Source organism: Micromonospora sp. CNZ285 (assembly GCF_004637285.1).
In genome coordinates this window covers 4,904,407-4,923,172 of record NZ_SPQD01000001.1, presented here as the reverse complement: position 1 = coordinate 4,923,172, position 18,766 = coordinate 4,904,407, and the positions used below count along the sequence as shown (strand labels likewise).

17 protein-coding genes are annotated in these 18,766 nt (G+C 72.8%); 13 read left to right on the top strand and 4 right to left on the bottom strand.

The window, feature by feature from the left end:
- The first annotated feature begins 86 nt into the window (after positions 1-86).
- The 7 genes from CLT75_RS22460 (at position 87) to CLT75_RS22430 (ending at position 6,792) form a co-directional block, all read left to right on the top strand.
- Complete coding sequence (locus CLT75_RS22460) at positions 87-1,016, top strand: Rossmann-like and DUF2520 domain-containing protein (protein ID WP_135242336.1); 930 nt, start codon at positions 87-89, stop codon at positions 1,014-1,016.
- Complete coding sequence (panC, locus tag CLT75_RS22455) at positions 1,016-1,858, top strand: pantoate--beta-alanine ligase (RefSeq protein WP_135242335.1); 843 nt, start codon at positions 1,016-1,018, stop codon at positions 1,856-1,858. Before CLT75_RS22460 ends, panC begins: the two co-directional genes overlap by 1 nt.
- 30 nt (positions 1,859-1,888) lie before the next feature.
- Positions 1,889-2,317: an aspartate 1-decarboxylase gene (panD, locus tag CLT75_RS22450; protein ID WP_135242334.1), complete on the top strand. Its 429-nt coding sequence runs from the start codon at positions 1,889-1,891 to the stop codon at positions 2,315-2,317.
- Between the two features lie 170 nt (positions 2,318-2,487).
- A complete protein-coding gene (locus CLT75_RS22445) occupies positions 2,488-3,381 on the top strand; it encodes a septum formation family protein (protein ID WP_135242333.1) in 894 nt (297 codons plus the stop codon).
- 61 nt (positions 3,382-3,442) lie between these two features.
- Positions 3,443-5,131, top strand: coding sequence for an L-aspartate oxidase (locus CLT75_RS22440; RefSeq protein WP_135242332.1), 1,689 nt, complete (start codon positions 3,443-3,445; stop codon positions 5,129-5,131).
- On the top strand, positions 5,128-6,024 hold the full coding sequence (gene nadC / locus CLT75_RS22435; protein WP_135242331.1) for a carboxylating nicotinate-nucleotide diphosphorylase: 897 nt from the start codon (positions 5,128-5,130) through the stop codon (positions 6,022-6,024). Before CLT75_RS22440 ends, nadC begins: the two co-directional genes overlap by 4 nt.
- 9 nt (positions 6,025-6,033) lie before the next feature.
- Positions 6,034-6,792 carry a type III pantothenate kinase gene (locus CLT75_RS22430; RefSeq protein ID WP_013288955.1) on the top strand — a complete coding sequence of 253 codons (759 nt, stop codon included), beginning with the start codon at positions 6,034-6,036 and terminating at the stop codon, positions 6,790-6,792.
- Between the two features lie 2 nt (positions 6,793-6,794).
- On the opposite strand, the gene CLT75_RS22425 is transcribed toward CLT75_RS22430, so the two are convergent.
- Positions 6,795-7,541: a class I SAM-dependent methyltransferase gene (locus CLT75_RS22425; RefSeq protein WP_135242330.1), complete on the bottom strand. Its 747-nt coding sequence runs from the start codon at positions 7,539-7,541 to the stop codon at positions 6,795-6,797.
- A gap of 93 nt (positions 7,542-7,634) precedes the next feature.
- Between CLT75_RS22425 and lysS the strand changes: the two genes are divergently transcribed.
- The 3 genes from lysS to CLT75_RS22410 all read left to right on the top strand — a co-directional run bounded on the left by lysS (position 7,635) and on the right by CLT75_RS22410 (position 12,669).
- Positions 7,635-9,143 (top strand): lysine--tRNA ligase, encoded by a 1,509-nt coding sequence (lysS, locus tag CLT75_RS22420; RefSeq protein ID WP_135242329.1) that lies wholly within the window; start codon positions 7,635-7,637, stop codon positions 9,141-9,143.
- 121 nt (positions 9,144-9,264) lie between these two features.
- Entirely contained in the window at positions 9,265-9,615 is a 351-nt protein-coding gene (locus CLT75_RS22415; RefSeq protein ID WP_013288952.1) for a histone-like nucleoid-structuring protein Lsr2, read from the top strand.
- Positions 9,616-10,131: 516 nt separating this feature from the next.
- Positions 10,132-12,669, top strand: a complete 2,538-nt coding sequence (locus tag CLT75_RS22410; protein WP_013288951.1) for an ATP-dependent Clp protease ATP-binding subunit — start codon at positions 10,132-10,134, stop codon at positions 12,667-12,669.
- 297 nt (positions 12,670-12,966) lie between these two features.
- Here the strand turns inward: CLT75_RS22410 and CLT75_RS22405 are convergent, their stop codons facing one another.
- Complete coding sequence (locus CLT75_RS22405) at positions 12,967-13,866, bottom strand: HhH-GPD family protein (RefSeq protein WP_135242328.1); 900 nt, start codon at positions 13,864-13,866, stop codon at positions 12,967-12,969.
- A 96-nt stretch (positions 13,867-13,962) separates the two neighbouring features.
- Here CLT75_RS22405 and CLT75_RS22400 point away from each other — a divergent pair, with 96 nt between their 5' ends.
- The 3 genes from CLT75_RS22400 (at position 13,963) to CLT75_RS22390 (ending at position 15,914) form a co-directional block, all read left to right on the top strand.
- Entirely contained in the window at positions 13,963-14,475 is a 513-nt protein-coding gene (locus CLT75_RS22400) for a glycine cleavage system transcriptional repressor (RefSeq protein ID WP_135242327.1), read from the top strand.
- The gene (locus tag CLT75_RS22395) at positions 14,472-15,035 is read left to right on the top strand and encodes a peptide deformylase (RefSeq protein ID WP_091047297.1); all 564 of its coding nucleotides are present in this window, start codon (positions 14,472-14,474) and stop codon (positions 15,033-15,035) included. Before CLT75_RS22400 ends, CLT75_RS22395 begins: the two co-directional genes overlap by 4 nt.
- 105 nt (positions 15,036-15,140) lie before the next feature.
- Complete coding sequence (locus CLT75_RS22390) at positions 15,141-15,914, top strand: hypothetical protein (RefSeq protein WP_135242326.1); 774 nt, start codon at positions 15,141-15,143, stop codon at positions 15,912-15,914.
- 8 nt (positions 15,915-15,922) lie between these two features.
- Here CLT75_RS22390 and disA read toward each other — a convergent pair whose 3' ends face one another.
- Both disA and radA read right to left on the bottom strand, forming a co-directional pair.
- The gene (gene disA / locus CLT75_RS22385; protein ID WP_135242325.1) at positions 15,923-17,113 is read right to left on the bottom strand and encodes a DNA integrity scanning diadenylate cyclase DisA; all 1,191 of its coding nucleotides are present in this window, start codon (positions 17,111-17,113) and stop codon (positions 15,923-15,925) included.
- A 129-nt stretch (positions 17,114-17,242) separates the two neighbouring features.
- The gene (gene radA / locus CLT75_RS22380; protein ID WP_486485246.1) at positions 17,243-18,694 is read right to left on the bottom strand and encodes a DNA repair protein RadA; all 1,452 of its coding nucleotides are present in this window, start codon (positions 18,692-18,694) and stop codon (positions 17,243-17,245) included.
- Positions 18,695-18,766 lie beyond the last annotated feature (72 nt).

Here is an 18,766-nt window from a genome sequence, read left to right as displayed (position 1 = left end):
GTTTTCACACCTTCTTGTTTCGGGTCTGTCACCCGGGCGCATACTTGCCATCGACCGGTACCCCCTTCGAGGACTGGATCGCTGCCATGAGCGCACCGCTGCGCCCCCGGGCCACCGCTGCCCCGCTCGTCTTCCCGCGTACCCTCGCCGTCGGCGTCCTCGGCGCCGGCCGGGTCGGCGCCGTGCTGGGCGCGGCCCTCGCCGCCGCCGGTCACCGGGTCGTCGCCGCATCCGGCGCCTCGGGCGCGACACGGGCCCGGATGGCGCTGCTGCTGCCGCAGACCCCGCACCGCTCCGCGTCCGCCGTGGCGCGCGCCGCCGCCGACCTGCTGATCGTCGCGGTCCCGGACGACGCGCTGGCCGGCGTGGTCGCGGACCTGGCCGCGAGCGGCGGGCTGCGCCCCGGCCAGGTGGTGGCGCACACGTCCGGCGCGCACGGGCTCGCCGCGCTGGCCCCGGCCGTCGAGGCGGGCGCCCGGCCGCTCGCGCTGCACCCGGCGATGACCTTCACCGGTACGCCGGACGACCTGTCCCGCCTGCCCGGCATCTCCTACGGGGTGACCGCCCCGGCCGAGCTGCGCCCGTTCGCGGCCCGGCTGGTGGCCGACCTGGGCGGCGTACCGGAGTGGGTCGGTGAGAACGACCGGCCGCTCTACCACGCGGCGCTCGCACACGGCGCGAACCACCTGGTGACGCTCGTCAACGAGGCGGCCGACCGGCTGCGCGACGCCGGGGTGGAGCGGCCGGAGAAGGTGCTCGCCCCGCTGCTGCGGGCCGCCCTGGAGAACGCGCTGCGGCTGGGCGACGACGCGCTCACCGGCCCGGTGTCGCGCGGCGACGCGGGCACCGTAAGCCGGCATCTGGACCGGCTGGCGCGGACCGCGCCGGAATCCGTACCCGCGTATCTGGCGTTGGCACGACGGACGGCGGACCGTGCCGTCGCGGTCGGCCGCCTTCGCCCGGCGGACGCGGCCGCGCTGCGCAACGTGCTCGACGGAATCGAGGTGGCGGCCTGATGGCCGAGGTGCTGCACACGCGCAAGGAACTGGCGGCGGCCCGCGAGGCGATGGCCGGCCCGGTCGGCGTGGTGATGACCATGGGCGCGCTGCACGCCGGGCACGAGGCGCTGCTGCGGGCCGCCCGCGAGCGCGCCGGCCACGTCATCGTCACGATCTTCGTGAACCCGCTGCAGTTCGGCCCGAACGAGGACTTCGACCGCTACCCGCGCACGCTCGACTCCGACCTGGAGATCTGCCGCCGGGCCGGGGTGGACGTGGTGTTCGCGCCCTCGGTGACCGAGATGTACCCGGAGGGCCGCCCGACGGTGCGGCTCGACCCGGGTCCGCTCGGCGAGGACCTGGAGGGCCTGAGCCGTCCCGGCTTCTTCCACGGCGTGCTCACCGTGGTGATGAAGCTGCTCCAGCTCACCCGCCCCGACCTGGCCTTCTTCGGCGAGAAGGACTACCAGCAGCTCACCCTGGTCCGCCGGATGGTCCGCGACCTCGACGTGCCGACCGAGATCGTCGGCGTGCCGACCGTACGGGAACCGGACGGGCTGGCCATGTCCAGCCGCAACCGGTACCTGTCGGCGGCCGAGCGGGAGACCGCGCTGAGCCTGTCCGCCGCGTTGCGGGCCGGCGCGACGGCGGCCGAGCGGGGTGAGGACGCGGGCGCGGTGCTGGCCGCCGCGCACCGGGCCTTCGACGCGCCGGACGCCCGCCTGGACTATCTGGTGCTCACCGACACCGAGCTGGAACCCGGCCCGGTGGCCGGCCCGGCCCGGCTGCTGATCGCGGCCTGGGTCGGCGCCACCCGCCTGATCGACAACACGGCGATCCACCTCGCGCCGCGTCCCTGAACCCCACCACGAATGCGGAAAGGCACCCCGATGCTGCGGACAATGCTCAAGTCGAAGATCCATCGGGCCACCGTGACCCAGGCCGACCTGCACTACGTCGGCTCGGTGACTGTGGACGAGGACCTGCTCGACGCGGCAGACCTGATCCCCGGCGAGCAGGTCGCGATCGTGGACATCACCAACGGCGCCCGGCTGGAGACGTACGTGATCCCGGGGCAGCGGGGCAGCGGGGTGATCGGCATCAACGGCGCCGCCGCGCACCTGGTGCACCCCGGCGACCTGGTCATCCTGATCTCGTACGGGCAGATGGACGACGCCGAGGCTCGCGCGTACCGCCCCCGCGTGGTGCACGTCGACGCCGACAACAAGGTCGTCGACCTCTCGGCCGACCCGACGACGGCGGCCCCCGGCACCGCAGGCGCCCCCGTCCCCAACCCCCTCGCCGCCTCTCCTCGTTGATCTTGCAGTTGCGGCCCTTCCGCCGCCCTGTTCGGGTGCTTTGCCGGGGCGGTTAGTGCACGATCGACGGGGCGGACGGGCGGGGAACGCGGTCTGTCACCGGAAGGTCATTTTCGGCTACCCTGGGCGGACCGTCGGGGATCGACGGTCGTCGGCTGGGGGAGGCCGCGATGCGCCGTGCGATGAGCTTCCTGGTCGCCGCGATGGTCGCGAGCGCCGCCCTGACCGGCTGCGCCGGCACCGGCGGGCTGGACGGCGACCTCACCGACGACTGGGCTGCGATGGCCGCACCCGGGCCGTTCACTCCGGCGGCCGGGGTCTGCCAGGTCGCCGACTTCACCCCGAGCGTCGGCCTGGCCGCGTACGCGCCGGTCGGTTGCGAGCTGCCGCACCGGGTGGAGACCGTGCACGTCGGGGCGTTCACCGCCGACCGGCCCACCCCGCCGCCGCTCGCCTCGCCCGAGCTGCGTACCGCATTCGCCGACTGCGACAAGCGGGCCGCCGGGTACGTGGGTGACGACTGGCGCGCCGGGCGGCTCCGGCTGGCGGTGGCGGTGCCGACGGGCACCGGCTGGACGGCGGGCTCCCGCTGGTACCGGTGCGACCTGACCGAGCTGACCACGGTCGAGGCGGCGGCCACCGTGGTCACCCGGACGGGCAGCCTGCGCGACGCGCTCAAGGCGCCCTCCCCGCTGCGGCTGGGCTGCCAGCGCTCGGTGCGGGACACGAACCGCGTGGAGCGGCTCAACCCGGTCGACTGCGCCGTCGCGCACGACGCCGAGTTCGTGGGCGTGTGGGCCGCGCCGGACCGCCCGTACCCGAAGAAGCCGGAGGACTGGGTGCCGCTCTACGACGGCTGCTTCGGCGTGATCGCCCGGTACGCCGGGGTGCCCGCCGACGGGCTGCTGCGCTACCGCAGCGACGTGGTGGTCCGTCCGCCCGCCGCCGGTCGCTGGGCGGTCGGCGACCGGGGTGTGCGCTGCTACCTGTGGCTCAGCGACCGGACGGTGACCACCTCACTGAAGGGCGCCGGACCGGCCGGCCTCCCACGCCGGACGAGGTAGCGGACCGCACTCGTCACGCCCCCCGCGCCCGAGCCGAGTGCGCTTCGGGTTGACTGTGCTCATGTACCTACCGACCGTCGACCTGCCGGCGCTGCCCCGGCTGCTCGCCGCGCCCGCCCCCGGCTGGGTGGAGACGACAGACGTGATCGTGGTCGGCTCCGGCGTGGCCGGGCTGACCGCCGCGCTGCACCTGCGCGAGGCCGGCCTGCACGTCACGGTGGTCACCAAGGTCGACATGGACGAGGGCTCGACCCGCTGGGCACAGGGCGGGATCGCCGCCGTCCTGGACCCGGCGGACACGCCGGACGCGCACGCGTACGACACGGAGGTCGCCGGCGTCGGCCTGTGCGACCCGGCGGCGGTCCGCGCACTGGTGGCCGAGGGCCCGACCCGCCTGCGCGAGCTGATGCGGATCGGGGCGGAGTTCGACCGCAACCCGGACGGCTCGCTGATGCTGACCCGGGAGGGCGGCCACCGGGCCGACCGGATCGTGCACGCGGGCGGCGACGCCACCGGCGCGGAGGTGCAGCGGGCGCTGCACGACGCGGTCCGCCGCGACCCGTGGATCCGGCTGGTCGAGCACGCGCTGGTGCTGGACCTGCTGCGCGCTCCCGGCGACGGGCCGGGCGGGCTCGGCCCGGCCTGCGGCATCACGCTGCACGTGCTCGGCGAGGGCAGCGAGGACGGCGTCGGCGCGATCCTCGGCCGCGCGGTGGTGCTGGCCACCGGCGGCATGGGCCAGGTCTTCGCCGCCACCACGAACCCGGCGGTCTCCACCGGGGACGGCGTGGCGCTGGCGTTGCGCGCGGGCGCCGCAGTCACCGACGTGGAGTTCGTCCAGTTCCACCCGACCGCGCTGATCGTGCCCTCGGGCGGCCCGGGCGCGGGGCTGGCCCAGCAGCCGCTGGTCTCCGAGGCGCTGCGCGGCGAGGGCGCCCACCTGGTCGACGGCGACGGCAAGCGGTTCATGGTCGGCCAGCACGAACTGGCCGAGCTGGCGCCGCGGGACGTGGTCGCGAAGGGCATCCACCGGGTGCTGCTCGCGTCCGGCGCGGACCACGTGTTCCTGGACGCCCGGCACCTGGGCGGCGACTTCCTTGCCCGGCGGTTCCCCACCATCGTGGCGTCCTGCCTGGCCATCGGCGTGGACCCGGCGACCGACCTGATCCCGGTCGCGCCGGCCGCGCACTACGCCTCCGGCGGCGTCCGGACGGACCTGCGTGGCCGTACCTCCATCCCCGGCCTGTACGCGTGCGGCGAGGTCGCCTGCACCGGCGTGCACGGCGCGAACCGGCTCGCCAGCAACTCGCTGCTGGAAGGGCTGGTCTTCTCCCGCCGGATCGCCGAGGACATCGCCGCCGGGCTGCCCGAGCAGGCCCGCCCGGCGGAGACCGGCGCCTGGGTGGGCGGTGCTGGCGCGCTGGTGCCGGCGTCCGGCACGGCGGAGCTGCAACGGGCGATGACGCGGGGCGCCGGTGTGCTCCGCTCGGCGGACACGCTGGCAGCCACCGCTGCCACGCTCACCGGGCTGGGCGCGGGCCGGGGCGTGCCGCGTACCGCCGACTGGGAGGCGACGAACCTGCTGACTGTGGCGTCGACGCTGGTCGCGGCCGCGTACGCACGCCAGGAGACGCGGGGCTGCCACTGGCGGGAGGACTTCCCGACGGCCGACGAGCGGTGGCTGGGCCACCTGGTGGCCGAGGTGGGCACGGACGGCCGGGTGGCCGAGCGCTGGGAGGAGAACTCATGAGGGAGCCGACGGAGCGGGCGCTGCGGGACGGCGGCCTGGACCCGGAGCGGGTCCGGCACGTCATCGTCGACACGCTGCACGAGGATCTGGGACCCGACTTCCTCGACGTGACGAGCGTGGCCACCATCCCGGACGACCAGCACGACACGGCCGACCTGGTGGCGCGCGCCGACGGCGTGGTGGCCGGGCTGCCCGTCGCCGCCGCCGTGTTCGAGCTGGTCGGCGAGGTGACCGGCGCGGGGCGTACGGTCGAGGTCTCGCTCGTGGCTCGCGACGGGCAGCGGGTGGCGCGCGGCGACGTGCTGGCCACCGTGACCGGGCCGACCCGGCTGCTGCTGACCGCCGAGCGGACGGCGCTGAACCTGCTGTCCCGCATGTCCGGGGTGGCGACGCACACCCGGGCCTGGGCCGACGCGCTGGCCGGCACGAAGGCGATGGTGCTGGACACCCGCAAGACCACGCCGGGCCTGCGGGCGCTGGAGAAGTACGCGGTCCGGGCCGGTGGCGGCACCAACAAGCGGATGGGCCTGTACGACGTCGCCATGATCAAGGACAACCACAAGGTCGCGGCGGGCGGGATCGCTGCCGCGTTCCGGCGGGTCCGGGAGGCGTTCCCCGACGTCGCGGTGCAGGTCGAGGTGGACACGCCGGCCGAGGCGGTGGAGGCGGTCGAGGCGGGCGCCCGGTTCCTGCTGCTGGACAACATGACCCCGGCGCAGTTGCGCGAGGTGGTGGCGTCGGTGGGCGACCGGGCGGAGCTGGAGGCCACCGGCGGGCTGACGCTGCCGATGGCCGCCGAGTACGGCGCGACGGGCGTCGACTTCCTCTCCGTCGGCGCGCTCACCCACTCCTCGCCGATCCTGGACATCGCCCTCGACCTGCGTGACGTCTAGGCTGCCGCTGTGCTGCTCTGCATCGACATCGGAAACACGAACACCGTGCTGGCGACCTTCGACGGCGACAAGCTGGTGCATTCGTGGCGGATCAAGACCGACGCCCGTTCCACAGCGGACGAGCTGGGTCTGATGTTCCGCGGACTGCTCGCCGGGGACGCCGTGGAGATCACCGGTGTGGCCGCCTGCTCGACAGTGCCGGCCGCGCTGCGCTCGCTGCGCACCATGCTCGACAGGTACTACGCCGACCTGCCCAGCGTGATCGTCGAGCCGGGCGTCCGGACGGGTGTGCAGCTCGCCATCGACAACCCGAAGGAGGTGGGCGCGGACCGGGTGGTGAACACGCTGGCCGCGTACACGCTCTACGGCGGGCCGTCGATCGTCGTGGACTTCGGCACCACCACCAACTTCGACCTGGTCAGCAGCCGGGGGGAGTTCCTCGGCGGCGCGTTCGCGCCCGGGATCGAGATCTCCTTCGACGCGCTGGCCGCCCGCGCCGCCCAGCTGCGCAAGGTGGAGGCGACCCGCCCGCGCTCGGTGATCGGCAAGAACACCGTCGAGTGCCTCCAGGCCGGGCTGTACTTCGGCTTCGCCGGGCAGGTGGACCGGATCGTCGAGCGGATGTCCGAGGAGCTGGGCGGCGTGAAGGCGGTCATCGCCACCGGCGGCCTGGCCTCGCTGGTGCTCGGCGAGTGCCACACCATCACCCACCACGAGCCGATGATCACGCTGATCGGCCTGCGGATGGTCTACGACCGCAACGTCTGAGGTCAGCGGCGGCGGGCGCGGAGCACGAACGTGCGGTAGGGCAGCTCGACGGTCTCCCGCCCGGCCAGGTCGGGGTGGGAGGCGAACAGCTCCGCCAGCTCCGCGTCGACCCGTCGCCGCTCGTCCGCGTCGGCGGTCAGCCAGAACGAGCGGGTGTGCAGCATGCCCACCACCTCGTCCGGCGTCAGCGTGGTGGCGTGCGCGAACTCGCCGACCTCGACGTCGGTGAAGGCGGGGCCGAAGTCCGCGTACCGCTGGGTCACGTCGCCCGCGTTGTCGCCGAGGTGGGCGATCCGGGTCAGCTCCGTCACCCAGCCGACCCGCTCGTCGCGGATGTTCCAGACCGGCGCGAACGTGCCGCCCGGGCGCAGCACGCGGGCCACCTCGGCGTGCGCCGGCTCCCTGTCGAACCAGTGGTAGGCCTGCCCGACCAGCACCGCGTCCGCCGACCCGTCCGGCAGCGGCACCGCCTCGGCGCTGCCGGCCAGCGCCGTCGCACCCGGCGTCGCGGCGGCCAGTTGCGCCCGCATCCCCGGATCAGGTTCCACGGGTACGACCTGAGCCACCGGCCCGGTCAGCGCCAGGAGCCCGCGGGTGAGGATGCCGGTGCCCGCGCCGAGATCGACCACCCGGGCGGCGTCCAAGCCGTCCAGCGCCCAGCGCAGCGCCGCCTCCGGATAGCGGGGACGGAACCGGTCGTAGTCGGCCGCGGCCGCGCCGAACGAGAGGGCCGCAGTGGGGTCGGTCATGGCGGGCAGGTTATCCCGTAACGGCCGCCACGGCGCTTGAGTACGCTCATGTGCTGACCCCGCCGATGTTCCCAAGGCTTGAGGAAGCGTGCCGTGACCGAGCAGAACGCCCTGCCAACAGACCCCGCCGACGACCTTCCGGAGCAGATGAAGGTCCGCCGGGAGAAGCGGGACCGGATGCTCGCCGAAGGCGTCGAGCCGTACCCGGTGGGTTTCCCGCGCACCACCACGCTCGCGCGGCTGCGCGAGCGCTACGGCGACCTGCCCATCGACACCGCCACCGGCGACCGGGTCTCGGTCACCGGCCGGGTGATCTTCATCCGCAACACCGGCAAGCTCTGCTTCGCGACGCTGCGGGACGGTGACGGCACCGAGGTCCAGGCGATGCTGTCGCTGGACCGGGTCGGTGCCGAGCGGCTGGGGGACTGGAAGCGCCTGGTCGACCTGGGCGACCACGTCGGCGTGACCGGCGAGGTGATCACCAGCCGGCGCGGCGAGTTGTCCGTTCTCGCCGAGGAGTGGGCGGTGACCGCCAAGGCGCTGCGCCCGCTGCCGGTGGCGCACAAGCCGCTCAGCGAGGAGTCCCGGGTCCGCCAGCGCTACGTGGACCTGGTGGTTCGGCCGCAGGCCCGGCAGATGGTCCGTACCCGGGCCACCGCCGTCCGCAGTCTGCGCGACACCCTGCACGGGCAGGACTTCATCGAGGTCGAGACGCCGATGCTGCAACTGCTGCACGGCGGCGCGGCGGCACGCCCATTCGTGACCCACAGCAATGCGCTCGACACGGATCTGTATCTGCGAATCGCGCCGGAACTGTTTCTCAAGCGCGCGGTGGTCGGTGGCGTCGACCGCGTCTTCGAGATCAACCGCAACTTCCGTAATGAGGGCATCGACTCTTCGCACTCGCCCGAGTTCGCGATGCTGGAGGCGTACCAGGCGTACGGCGACTACCACACGATGGCGGAGCTGACCCGAAATCTCGTACAGCAGGCCGCAGTGGCGGTCGCCGGCTCGACGGTGGTGACGCACGCCGACGGGCGTGAGTTCGATCTGGGCGGCGAGTGGCGGTCGGTGTCGCTGTTCGGTGTTCTTTCCGAAGCGCTCGGTGAGGAGGTCACCGTCCGCACCGAAAGGGCACGCCTGGTCGAGTACGCGGACAAGGTCGGTCTCTCCGTCGACCCGAAGTGGGGACCGGGCAAGCTGGCCGAGGAGTTGTTCGAGGAACTGGTCGTGCCGTCGCTTCAGGCGCCGACGTTCGTCATGGACTACCCGGAGGAGACCAGCCCGCTGACCCGGGCTCACCGCAGCGAGCCGGGCCTGGCCGAGAAGTGGGACCTCTACGTGCTCGGATTCGAGCTGGGCACCGCGTACTCGGAGCTGGTCGACCCGGTCGTGCAGCGGGATCGGCTGATGGCCCAGGCGCAGCTCGCGGCGCGCGGCGACGACGAGGCGATGCGGCTGGACGAGGATTTTCTCCGAGCGATGGAGTATGGAATGCCGCCGTCCGGTGGCATGGGAATGGGAATCGACCGGCTGCTGATGGCACTGACGGGGCTCGGAATTCGGGAAACGATCCTGTTCCCGTTGGTCCGGCCCGAGTAGGCGCTCGCCCGCGAGCCTTCTCCGGCTCGTTACCCGATCCTATTGACGGAACAAGCGCCGGACGGGTTATTGTGCTCGGAGTATTGCAGGAGTACAACCCTGCTCGAAAGGAATGTGGGACGTGGCCAAGCAGATCATTCACAAGCTGGTCGATGACCTGGACGGCGGGGACGCTGACGAGACCGTCAAGTTCGCGCTCGACGGTGTGCAGTACGAGATCGACCTCTCCGCATCCAACGCCGGCAAATTGCGTGACGTATTCGCGCCGTACATCGCGAACGGAACGAAGGTCGGTCGCGGGGGTGTGGTCGTGGGTGGCCGGGCCGCTCGTGGCCGGGGCGGCGCGACCGCCGACCGCGAGCAGAACCGGGCCATCCGCGAATGGGCCAAGAAGGCCGGCAAGGACATCTCCGACCGGGGCCGGATCCCGCAGGAGATCGTGGACGAGTACCACGCGAAGGCGGGGCACTGACCCCACCCTCGTCACGGGCGACGCGACGCCGGACCGGAGTGCGACTCCGGGCCGGCGTCGCCGTTTCCGGTCCGCTGTCACGGTTGCGCCACTGCATCCCGATCCTGTCGCCCTGTGCCCGATGTCCGGTCCGGCCCACAGTGCCGCCCTCGGTCGCGGCGGCCGGGAAGAAAACCCCGCCGGGGACGGTTGTCCACAGGCGGTGGAGACTTCATCCACAGGCTGTGGACGACCCGGCGGACGCATCGGTTGCCGCCTCCGGTCCACTCGACCGGCCGTTCCGGTGCCGGTCGAATTTCGCTCTGCGCGTACAGGCAGGGGCCCCGGAACACCTCCTGAGCGTGGACGGTTGTCAGAAACGACGTCGGAACGGTCATCCGCGGGGGCACACGACCTCAGCGGAGACGGTCCGCGGCGATAGAGTAAGGAGGCACGGACGCCCGTCCCGGACGTCCGCGCACCGGCCCCGCCGAGATCTGACCATCAAGGCGCACGGCACGTGAGGAGCACGAGGGCATGTTCGAGCGGTTCACCGACCGAGCGCGACGGGTTGTCGTCCTGGCCCAAGAAGAGGCCCGGATGCTCAACCACAACTACATCGGTACGGAACACATCCTGCTGGGCCTGATCCACGAGGGTGAGGGTGTCGCGGCAAAGGCCCTGGAGAGCCTCGGCATCTCCCTGGAGGGCGTGCGTCAGCAGGTCGAGGAGATCATCGGCCAGGGCCAGCAGGCGCCGAGCGGGCACATCCCGTTCACGCCGCGGGCCAAGAAGGTGCTGGAGCTGTCGCTGCGCGAGGCGCTGCAGCTCGGCCACAACTACATCGGCACCGAGCACATCCTGCTCGGCCTGATCCGCGAGGGCGAGGGCGTCGCCGCCCAGGTCCTGGTGAAGCTGGGCGCCGACCTGAACCGGGTCCGCCAGCAGGTCATCCAGCTGCTCTCCGGCTACCAGGGCAAGGAGCCGGCCGCCGCCGGTGCCGCGCCGGGTGAGGCCGCGCCGTCGACCAGCCTCGTGCTGGACCAGTTCGGCCGCAACCTGACCCAGGCCGCCCGCGAGGGCAAGCTCGACCCGGTCATCGGGCGCGAGAAGGAGATCGAGCGGGTCATGCAGGTGCTGTCCCGCCGCACCAAGAACAACCCGGTGCTGATCGGCGAGCCCGGCGTCGGCAAGACCGCCGTGGTGGAGGGCCTGTCCCAGAAGATCATCAAGGGCGAGGTGCCCGAGACGCTGAAGGACAAGCAGCTCTACACGCTCGACCTCGGTGCCCTGGTCGCCGGTTCCCGCTACCGCGGTGACTTCGAGGAGCGCCTGAAGAAGGTGCTCAAGGAGATCCGCACCCGCGGCGACATCATCCTGTTCATCGACGAGATCCACACGCTCGTCGGTGCGGGCGCGGCCGAGGGTGCGATCGACGCCGCCAGCATCCTCAAGCCGATGCTGGCCCGTGGTGAGCTGCAGACCATCGGCGCCACCACGCTCGACGAGTACCGCAAGCACCTGGAGAAGGACGCCGCTCTGGAGCGTCGTTTCCAGCCGATCCAGGTGGGTGAGCCGTCGCTGGCCCACACCATCGAGATCCTCAAGGGCCTGCGGGACCGCTACGAGGCGCACCACCGCGTCTCCATCACCGACGCCGCCCTGGTCGCCGCCGCGACGCTCGCCGACCGGTACATCTCCGACCGGTTCCTGCCGGACAAGGCGATCGACCTGATCGACGAGGCGGGCGCCCGGATGCGGATCCGCCGGATGACCGCGCCGCCGGACCTGCGCGACTTCGACGAGCGCATCGCCCAGGTGCGCCGCGACAAGGAGTCCGCGATCGACGCGCAGGACTTCGAGCGGGCCGCGCAGCTGCGTGACACCGAGAAGCAGCTGCTGGGCCAGAAGGCGCAGCGGGAGAAGGAGTGGAAGGCCGGTGACCTGGACGTCGTCAGCGAGGTCGACGACGAGCAGATCGCCGAGGTGCTCGGCAACTGGACCGGCATCCCGGTCTACAAGCTGACCGAGGAGGAGACCTCGCGCCTGCTGCGCATGGAGGACGAGCTGCACAAGCGCGTCATCGGCCAGGAGGACGCGGTCAAGGCGGTCTCGAAGGCGATCCGGCGTACCCGGGCCGGCCTGAAGGACCCGAAGCGCCCGTCCGGCTCGTTCATCTTCGCCGGCCCGTCCGGCGTCGGTAAGACCGAGCTGTCCAAGGCGCTCGCCGAGTTCCTGTTCGGCAGCGAGGACGCCCTCATCCAGCTCGACATGTCGGAGTTCCACGACCGGTACACGGTGTCCCGGCTCGTCGGTGCCCCTCCCGGCTACGTCGGCTACGACGAGGGCGGGCAGCTGACCGAGAAGGTGCGTCGCCGGCCGTTCTCGGTGGTCCTCTTCGACGAGATCGAGAAGGCCCACCCGGACGTGTTCAACACGCTCCTCCAGATCCTGGAGGACGGGCGCCTCACCGACGGCCAGGGCCGGATCGTGGACTTCAAGAACACGGTCATCATCCTGACCACCAACCTCGGTACGCGCGACGTCGCCAAGGCGGTCTCGCTGGGCTTCCAGGCCTCTGAGGACTCCGAGTCGAACTACGACCGGATGAAGCAGAAGGTCAACGACGAGCTCAAGCAGCACTTCCGGCCCGAGTTCCTGAACCGGATCGACGACACCATCGTCTTCCACCAGCTGCGTCAGCTGGAGATCCTGTCGATCGTCGACATCATGATCGCCCGGATCGAGACCCAGCTGCGGAACAAGGACATGGGTCTGGAGCTGACCGACAACGCGAAGAAGTACCTCGCGAAGAAGGGCTTCGACCCGGTGCTGGGCGCGCGGCCGCTGCGTCGCACGATCCAGCGCGACATCGAGGACAACCTGTCCGAGCGGATCCTGTTCAACGAGCTGACCCCGGGTCAGATCGTGGTCGTGGACTGCGAGGGCGACCCGGAGGACATCGACAAGTCCAAGCTCGTCTTCCGGGGCGCGGACCGGCCGGACGCCGTGCCGGACGCGGTCCCGGCGGACCTCGGCGGCACCGCCGCCACCGGCGCTGACGACGCCGCGTAAGTCCGCACAGTTCGAGGGCGACGGCCCCGGTAGGCGAAAGCCACCGGGGCCGTCGCCTTTCCCATGCCCATCGCTGGCCTTGCCGCCGCCGCCCTCACGCCCCAGCCCTGCCCGCGCCGCCCCCGACGGTCCTTCCCGCCCCGCCCGCCGTTGCCCTGGTCGATCATGAGGGTGACCGTACTTGGCGCCCTATTTGTCGCCGCTAACTTCATGATCAACGAGGCGAGGCGAGGCGAGGGCGAGGGCGAGCCGAGGGCGGGGCGGAGGCGGCGTCGGAGCGCGGAGGGTGCCGAGAGGTCAGGGGAGGGGGACGGCGGGGCCGTCGCCGGCCAGGCGGAAGGACTCATCGCCCACCGGTTCCACCAGGCCGTCGGTCACCAGGCCGGCCAGCGCTCGCGCCCGCTGCACGTCGTCGTGCCAGACCTGGTCCAGCCGCTGGTGCGGCACCGGGCCGGTGGACTCCCGCAGCACCGCGAGCAGCAGTCCGCGTACCTGCCGGTCGGTGCCGGCGTAGCGCTGCGGCCGGCGGGTCGGCCCCACCGGGGCGGCCTGGCCGGAGGCCCGCCAGGCGCAGCTCGACTCGACCGGGCAGATCGCGCACCGGGGCGCGCGGGCGGTGCAGACGACGGCGCCGAGTTCCATGAACGCGGCGCTGGCGAGCGCGGCGGCGGCCGGCTCGGTCGGCAGCAGTTCCTCGGTGGCGACCAGGTCGGCGGGGCGGGTGGTGGGGCCGGCGTCGGGTTCGCCGGCGATCGCCCGGCACACCACGCGCCGGACGTTGGTGTCGACCACCGGGTGCCGCTGCCCGTACGCGAACGCGGCGACCGCGCGGGCCGTGTACGTGCCGACGCCGGGTAGTGCCAGCAACTGGTCGAGCCGGTCGGGCACCACGCCGCCGTGGCGTTCCACGATCGCCACCGCGCACTCGCGCAGGCGTACCGCCCGGCGGGGGTAGCCGAGCCGTCCCCACATCCGGATCGCCTCGGCCGGGGTGTCCTCGGCGAGCGCGCGCGGCTCGGGCCAGCGGGTCAGCCACGCCTCCCAGGCGGGCACCACGCGGACCACGGGGGTCTGCTGGAGCATGACCTCGCTGACCAGGATCGCCCAGGCGCCGATGCCCGGCTTGCGCCAGGGCAGGTCGCGGGCGTTGCGCTCGTACCACCGGCTGACCTGGGTGGCGAATGTGGGATCGGACATCGCGTCGCCGATCATGTCACGGCTGCCTTTCCCGCAGGTTGGGCGGGCCGGGTGGCCGGTCGCGATCGATCATGGACGACGGGGCAGAATGTCCGAATGAACGAGCTCGCGATCACCGTCATCGGCCGGGACCGGCCGGGCATCGTGGCCGACGTCGCGGAGGTCCTCGCCCGGCTCGGCGCGAACCTCACCGACTCGACGATGACCCGGCTGCGGGGACACTTCGCGATGACCCTGATCTGCGTGGGCCCGGCCGCCGCCGACGTCGAGGCCGCGCTGGCCCCGCTCGCCGCCGACGGGCACCTGCTGGCGACCGTACGCGAGGTGACGCCCGACGGCGGCAGCGAGCCCACTGGCGAGCCGTACGTGCTCGCGGTGCACGGTGCCGACCGGATGGGCATCGTCGCGGCGATGACCCGGGTGCTGACCGACGCGGGCGGGAACGTGACCGACCTGAGCACCCGGCTCACCGGTTCGCTGTATGTGGTGGTCGCCGAGGTCGAACTGCCGCCGGGCGTGTCGGACGAGGTGGCCGGCCGGCTCACCCGGGTCGCCGCGGAGCTGGGCGTGGGGGTCAGCCTCCGCCCGGCGGACACGGATCTGCTGTGACCGGGCCGGAGTACGCGGGCCTGGGCGGCTGGACCCCGGAGAAGCTCGGCGTCCCCGGCGCGGTACGTCCGGTGGTCACCGCCCCGGAGCCGGTGCTGAGCCGACCGGGCCCGGAGGTCGACCCGACGTCTGCCGAGGTGGTGCGGCTGGCCGCCGACCTGGTGGCCACGATGCGCGTCTCGCCCGGATGCGTGGGACTGGCCGCGCCGCAGGTCGGGGTGAGCGCGCAGGTGTTCGCGGTGGACGTGACGGGGCATCCGAAGGCGGTCACCGTGCACGGCACGTTCGTGCTGTGCAACGCGCGCGTGGTGGAGGCGTCCCGGTGGAAGGCCGGGCGGGAGGGCTGCATGTCGGTGCCGGATCTGACCGGCGACGTGAAGCGGGCCAGCCGCCTGGTGGTCGAGGGCGCGCTTCCCGGCAGCGGCGAGCCGGTCCGGCTGGTGACCGACGGCTTCGAGGCGCGGGCGCTCCAGCACGAGATCGACCACTGCGCCGGGCTGCTCTTCCTCGACCGGGTGGCCGGCGCGCACGCGATCTACCAGCGCAAGGTCTACCTCTGACGGTGGCGGCCGGAATCCAGTGTGGATGGCCGTGGTCGTACGGCGACGGGTCCTCGGCGCGTCGGACCGGCGAGCCGTGCGCCGCGCGGCTACGGTAGGCGCATCATGCGTCTGACGGTCGGCCCCCTGCCCCCTGCCGTGTACTGGCGGCGTCGTGCCGTCGTGCTCGGAGCGGGGCTGCTCTTCCTGATTGTCCTGTTGTATTCGTGCACCGGTACGGACCGCAACACCGGCGCGCCGGGCACTGACCCGTCGCCGACCGGTTCCGCCGGGGCGCAGCCCGACCCGTCCGGCTCGGTGCTGACCCCGCAGTCGGGCAGCCCGTCACCGACGGCGGGTGACGCCGGCGGCGGTGGCGCGAACAACGGCGGCGGCACCGGACCGGGCGGTACCGGCGACGGCGGCGGGAACACCGGCGGGGGTGCGAACGACGGGGGCGGCACCGGCAACGGCGGCGCGACCGGTCAGCCGGTCTCCGACGACGGCACCTGCACCGACTCCGAGTTGCTGGTGACCCCGGTGGCGGTCCCCGCCACCGCCCAGCGGGGCACTGTGGTCACGCTGCGCCTGAAGGTCAAGAACGTGTCGAACCGTACGTGCAGCCGCAACGTCGGCGCCGACCTCCAGGAGCTGTACGTCAAGTCGGGCGCGGAGAAGATCTGGTCGTCGGACACCTGCGGCACCGGGACGGGCTCGGACGTGCAGTCGTTCACGCCGAACTTCGAGCGCTCCTACGAGCTGGGCTGGAACGGCCGGCTGGACAACAAGTGCGCGAACGGGCTGGCGAACGGTGACTTCGCCGCGATCGGCGCGTACCAGGTGTTCGCCCGCGTCGGCACCAAGATCAGCGAGCCGGTGAAGCTGACCGTCACCGGCTGAGCGGTCGGTCAGACGTAGCGTTCGAGGATGCTCGCCTCGGCGAGCCGGGACAGGCCCTCGCGGACGCCGCGGGCGCGGGCGTCGCCCACGCCCTCGACCGCCTGGAGGTCTTCCACAGTCGCGCCGAGCAGCCGCTGGAGGCTGCCGAAGTGCACCACCAGCCGGTCGACCACGGCGACAGGCAGCCGGGGCACCTTGGCCAGCAGGCGGAACCCGCGCGGGCTGACCGCCGCGTCGAGCGCGTCGGAGGCGGACGGGTAGCCGATCGCCTTCGCCACCGCCACGAGGTCGATGAGTTCGGTGGCGCTGAGCAGGTCGAGTTCGACGAGCGCCTCGTCGAGTGTGCGCGACTTGCGGCCGGTCGGCAGGTAGTCGCGGATGACCAGGGTGCGGTCGGCGTCCACGCCGGCCATCAGCTCGTCGAGCTGAAGGGCCAGCAGGCGGCCGTCGGTGCCCAGCTCCACCACGTAGCCGGCGATCTCGTCGGCGATCCGGCGGACCATCTCCAGCCGCTGCACCACCGCCACCGCGTCGCGGACGGTGACCAGATCCTCGATCTCCAGCGCGGAGAGCGTGCCGGAGACCTCGTCCAGCCGCAGCTTGTAGCGCTCCAGCGTGGCGAGCGCCTGGTTGGCACGGGACAGGATGGCCGCCGAGTCGTCCAGCACGTGCCGCTGCCCGTTGACGTAGAGGCTGATGATCCGCATCGACTGGCTGACCGAGATGACCGGGTAGCCGGTCTGTCGGGCCACCCGCTCGGCGGTGCGGTGCCGGGTGCCGGACTCCTCGGTGGGGATGGACGGGTCGGGCATCAGGTGCACGCCGGCCTGCACGATCCGGGTGCCGTCGCTGGAGAGCACCACCGCGCCGTCCATCTTGCACAGCTCCCGGACCCGGGTGGCGGAGAACTCCACGTCCATCGGGAAGCCGCCGGTGCAGATCTGCTCGACCACCTTGTCGTAGCCGAGCACGATCAGCGCGCCGGTGCGGCCGCGCAGGATCCGCTCCAGGCCGTCCCGCAGGGCGGTGCCCGGAGCCATCAGGGCGAGGTTGGCGCGCAGCGGATCTGCGCCGGCCCCGCCGCCGACGCTTCCGTTGACGCTCACGCTGATGGCACGAGCGGGGTTGCCGGTCACGGCGCCGGTACGGGCGTGCGGCGTCGCCGTTGCGGGCTTTGTGGCATCGCGGTCGATCGGCACGGGCACAGTCTACGGACTGCCATGCGGTGGGTGCTCTCGTGGTTACTGTGATGTGTCACGATGCCCGGCTCGGGCGGGTCGGTGCGGCCTGCGTGGCCTGCCCGGAAACGCCCGGCGGATCCCACCGTGTCACTCCGCCGACGCGCGCGCGGCCGCCTGGAGGGCGGCACGTACGTCAGTGACCTCGATCACGCGCATGTGCTCCGGCCCGGCGCCGCTGCTCTCCGGCCCGCACCCGGGTGGCACGAGGGCCAGCCGGAAGCCGAGCCGGGCGGCCTCGGCCAGCCGCCGGGGTACCGCGCCGACGCGGCGGACTTCGCCGGTGAGGCCCACCTCGCCGATCGCCACCAGGTGCGGGTTGAGCGCCAGGTTGAGCCCGCCGGAGGCGACAGCGAGCGCCACCGCCAGGTCGGCCGCCGGCTCCACCACCCGGATGCCGCCGACGGTGGCGGCGAAGACCTCCCGGTCGTGCAGCGTGAGCCGCTCGGTGCGGCGCTGGAGCACCGCGAGGACCATCGCGAGCCGGGCGCTGTCGAGGCCGGAGACGGTACGTCGCGGCGAGCCGGCCACGGTGGCCCCGATCAGCGCCTGCACCTCGGTCACCAGCGCCCGGCGCCCCTCCATCGCCACCGTCACGCAGGTGCCCGGCACCGGCTCGGAGTAGCGGGTCAGGAACAGGCCGGACGGGTCGGCCAGGCTGCTGATGCCGCCCTCGTGCATCTCGAAGCAGCCCACCTCGTCGGCCGCGCCGAAGCGGTTCTTCACGCCGCGCACCATGCGCAGTGAGGAGTGCTTGTCGCCCTCGAAGTGCAGCACCACGTCGACCAGGTGCTCCAGCACCCGGGGGCCGGCCACCTGGCCGTCCTTGGTGACGTGCCCGACCAGCACGGTGGCGATGCCGCGCTCCTTCGCGACCGCGACGAGGGCGGCGGTGACCGCGCGGACCTGGGTGACGCCGCCCGGCACGCCCTCGGTGCCGGTGGTCGAGATGGTCTGCACCGAGTCGAGCACCAGCAAGCCCGGCTTGACCGCGTCGAGGTGGCCGAGCACCGCCGACAGGTCGCTCTCGGCGGCCAGGTAGAGCTGGTCGTGCAGGGCGCCCATCCGCTCGGCGCGCAGCCGCACCTGACTGACCGACTCCTCGCCGCTGACCACGAGCGACGGGCTCCCGGCCCCGGCCGCCCACTGCTGGGCCACGTCGAGCAGCAGCGTCGACTTGCCCACGCCGGGCTCACCGGCGAGCAGCACCACAGCGCCGGGGACCAGGCCGCCGCCGAGCACCCGGTCGAGCTCGCTGACACCTGTGGGACGGGCCCGGGCGGGCGCGGCGCTGATCGTGGCGATCGGCCGGGCCGGCTCGGCCGGCATCCGCGAGCTGACCACCCGGCCGGAGACCAGCGGGCCGGTGACGGTGCACTCGACCACCGAACCCCACTCGCCGCACTCGGGGCACCGGCCCACCCACTTCGGGGGCTGGTGGCCGCAGGCGTCGCACTCGTAGGCCGGGCGGGGTTCGCGGGTGGCGGCGCGACCGCGGCCGGCGCCGGCACGGGAGGGGGTCGATCGGGGCGAGGTCACCACCGGACGCTAACCGGCCCGTACGACGAAAGCCCACCCGAAACGGCGACACCGCCGGCGTGGCGCTGGCCACGG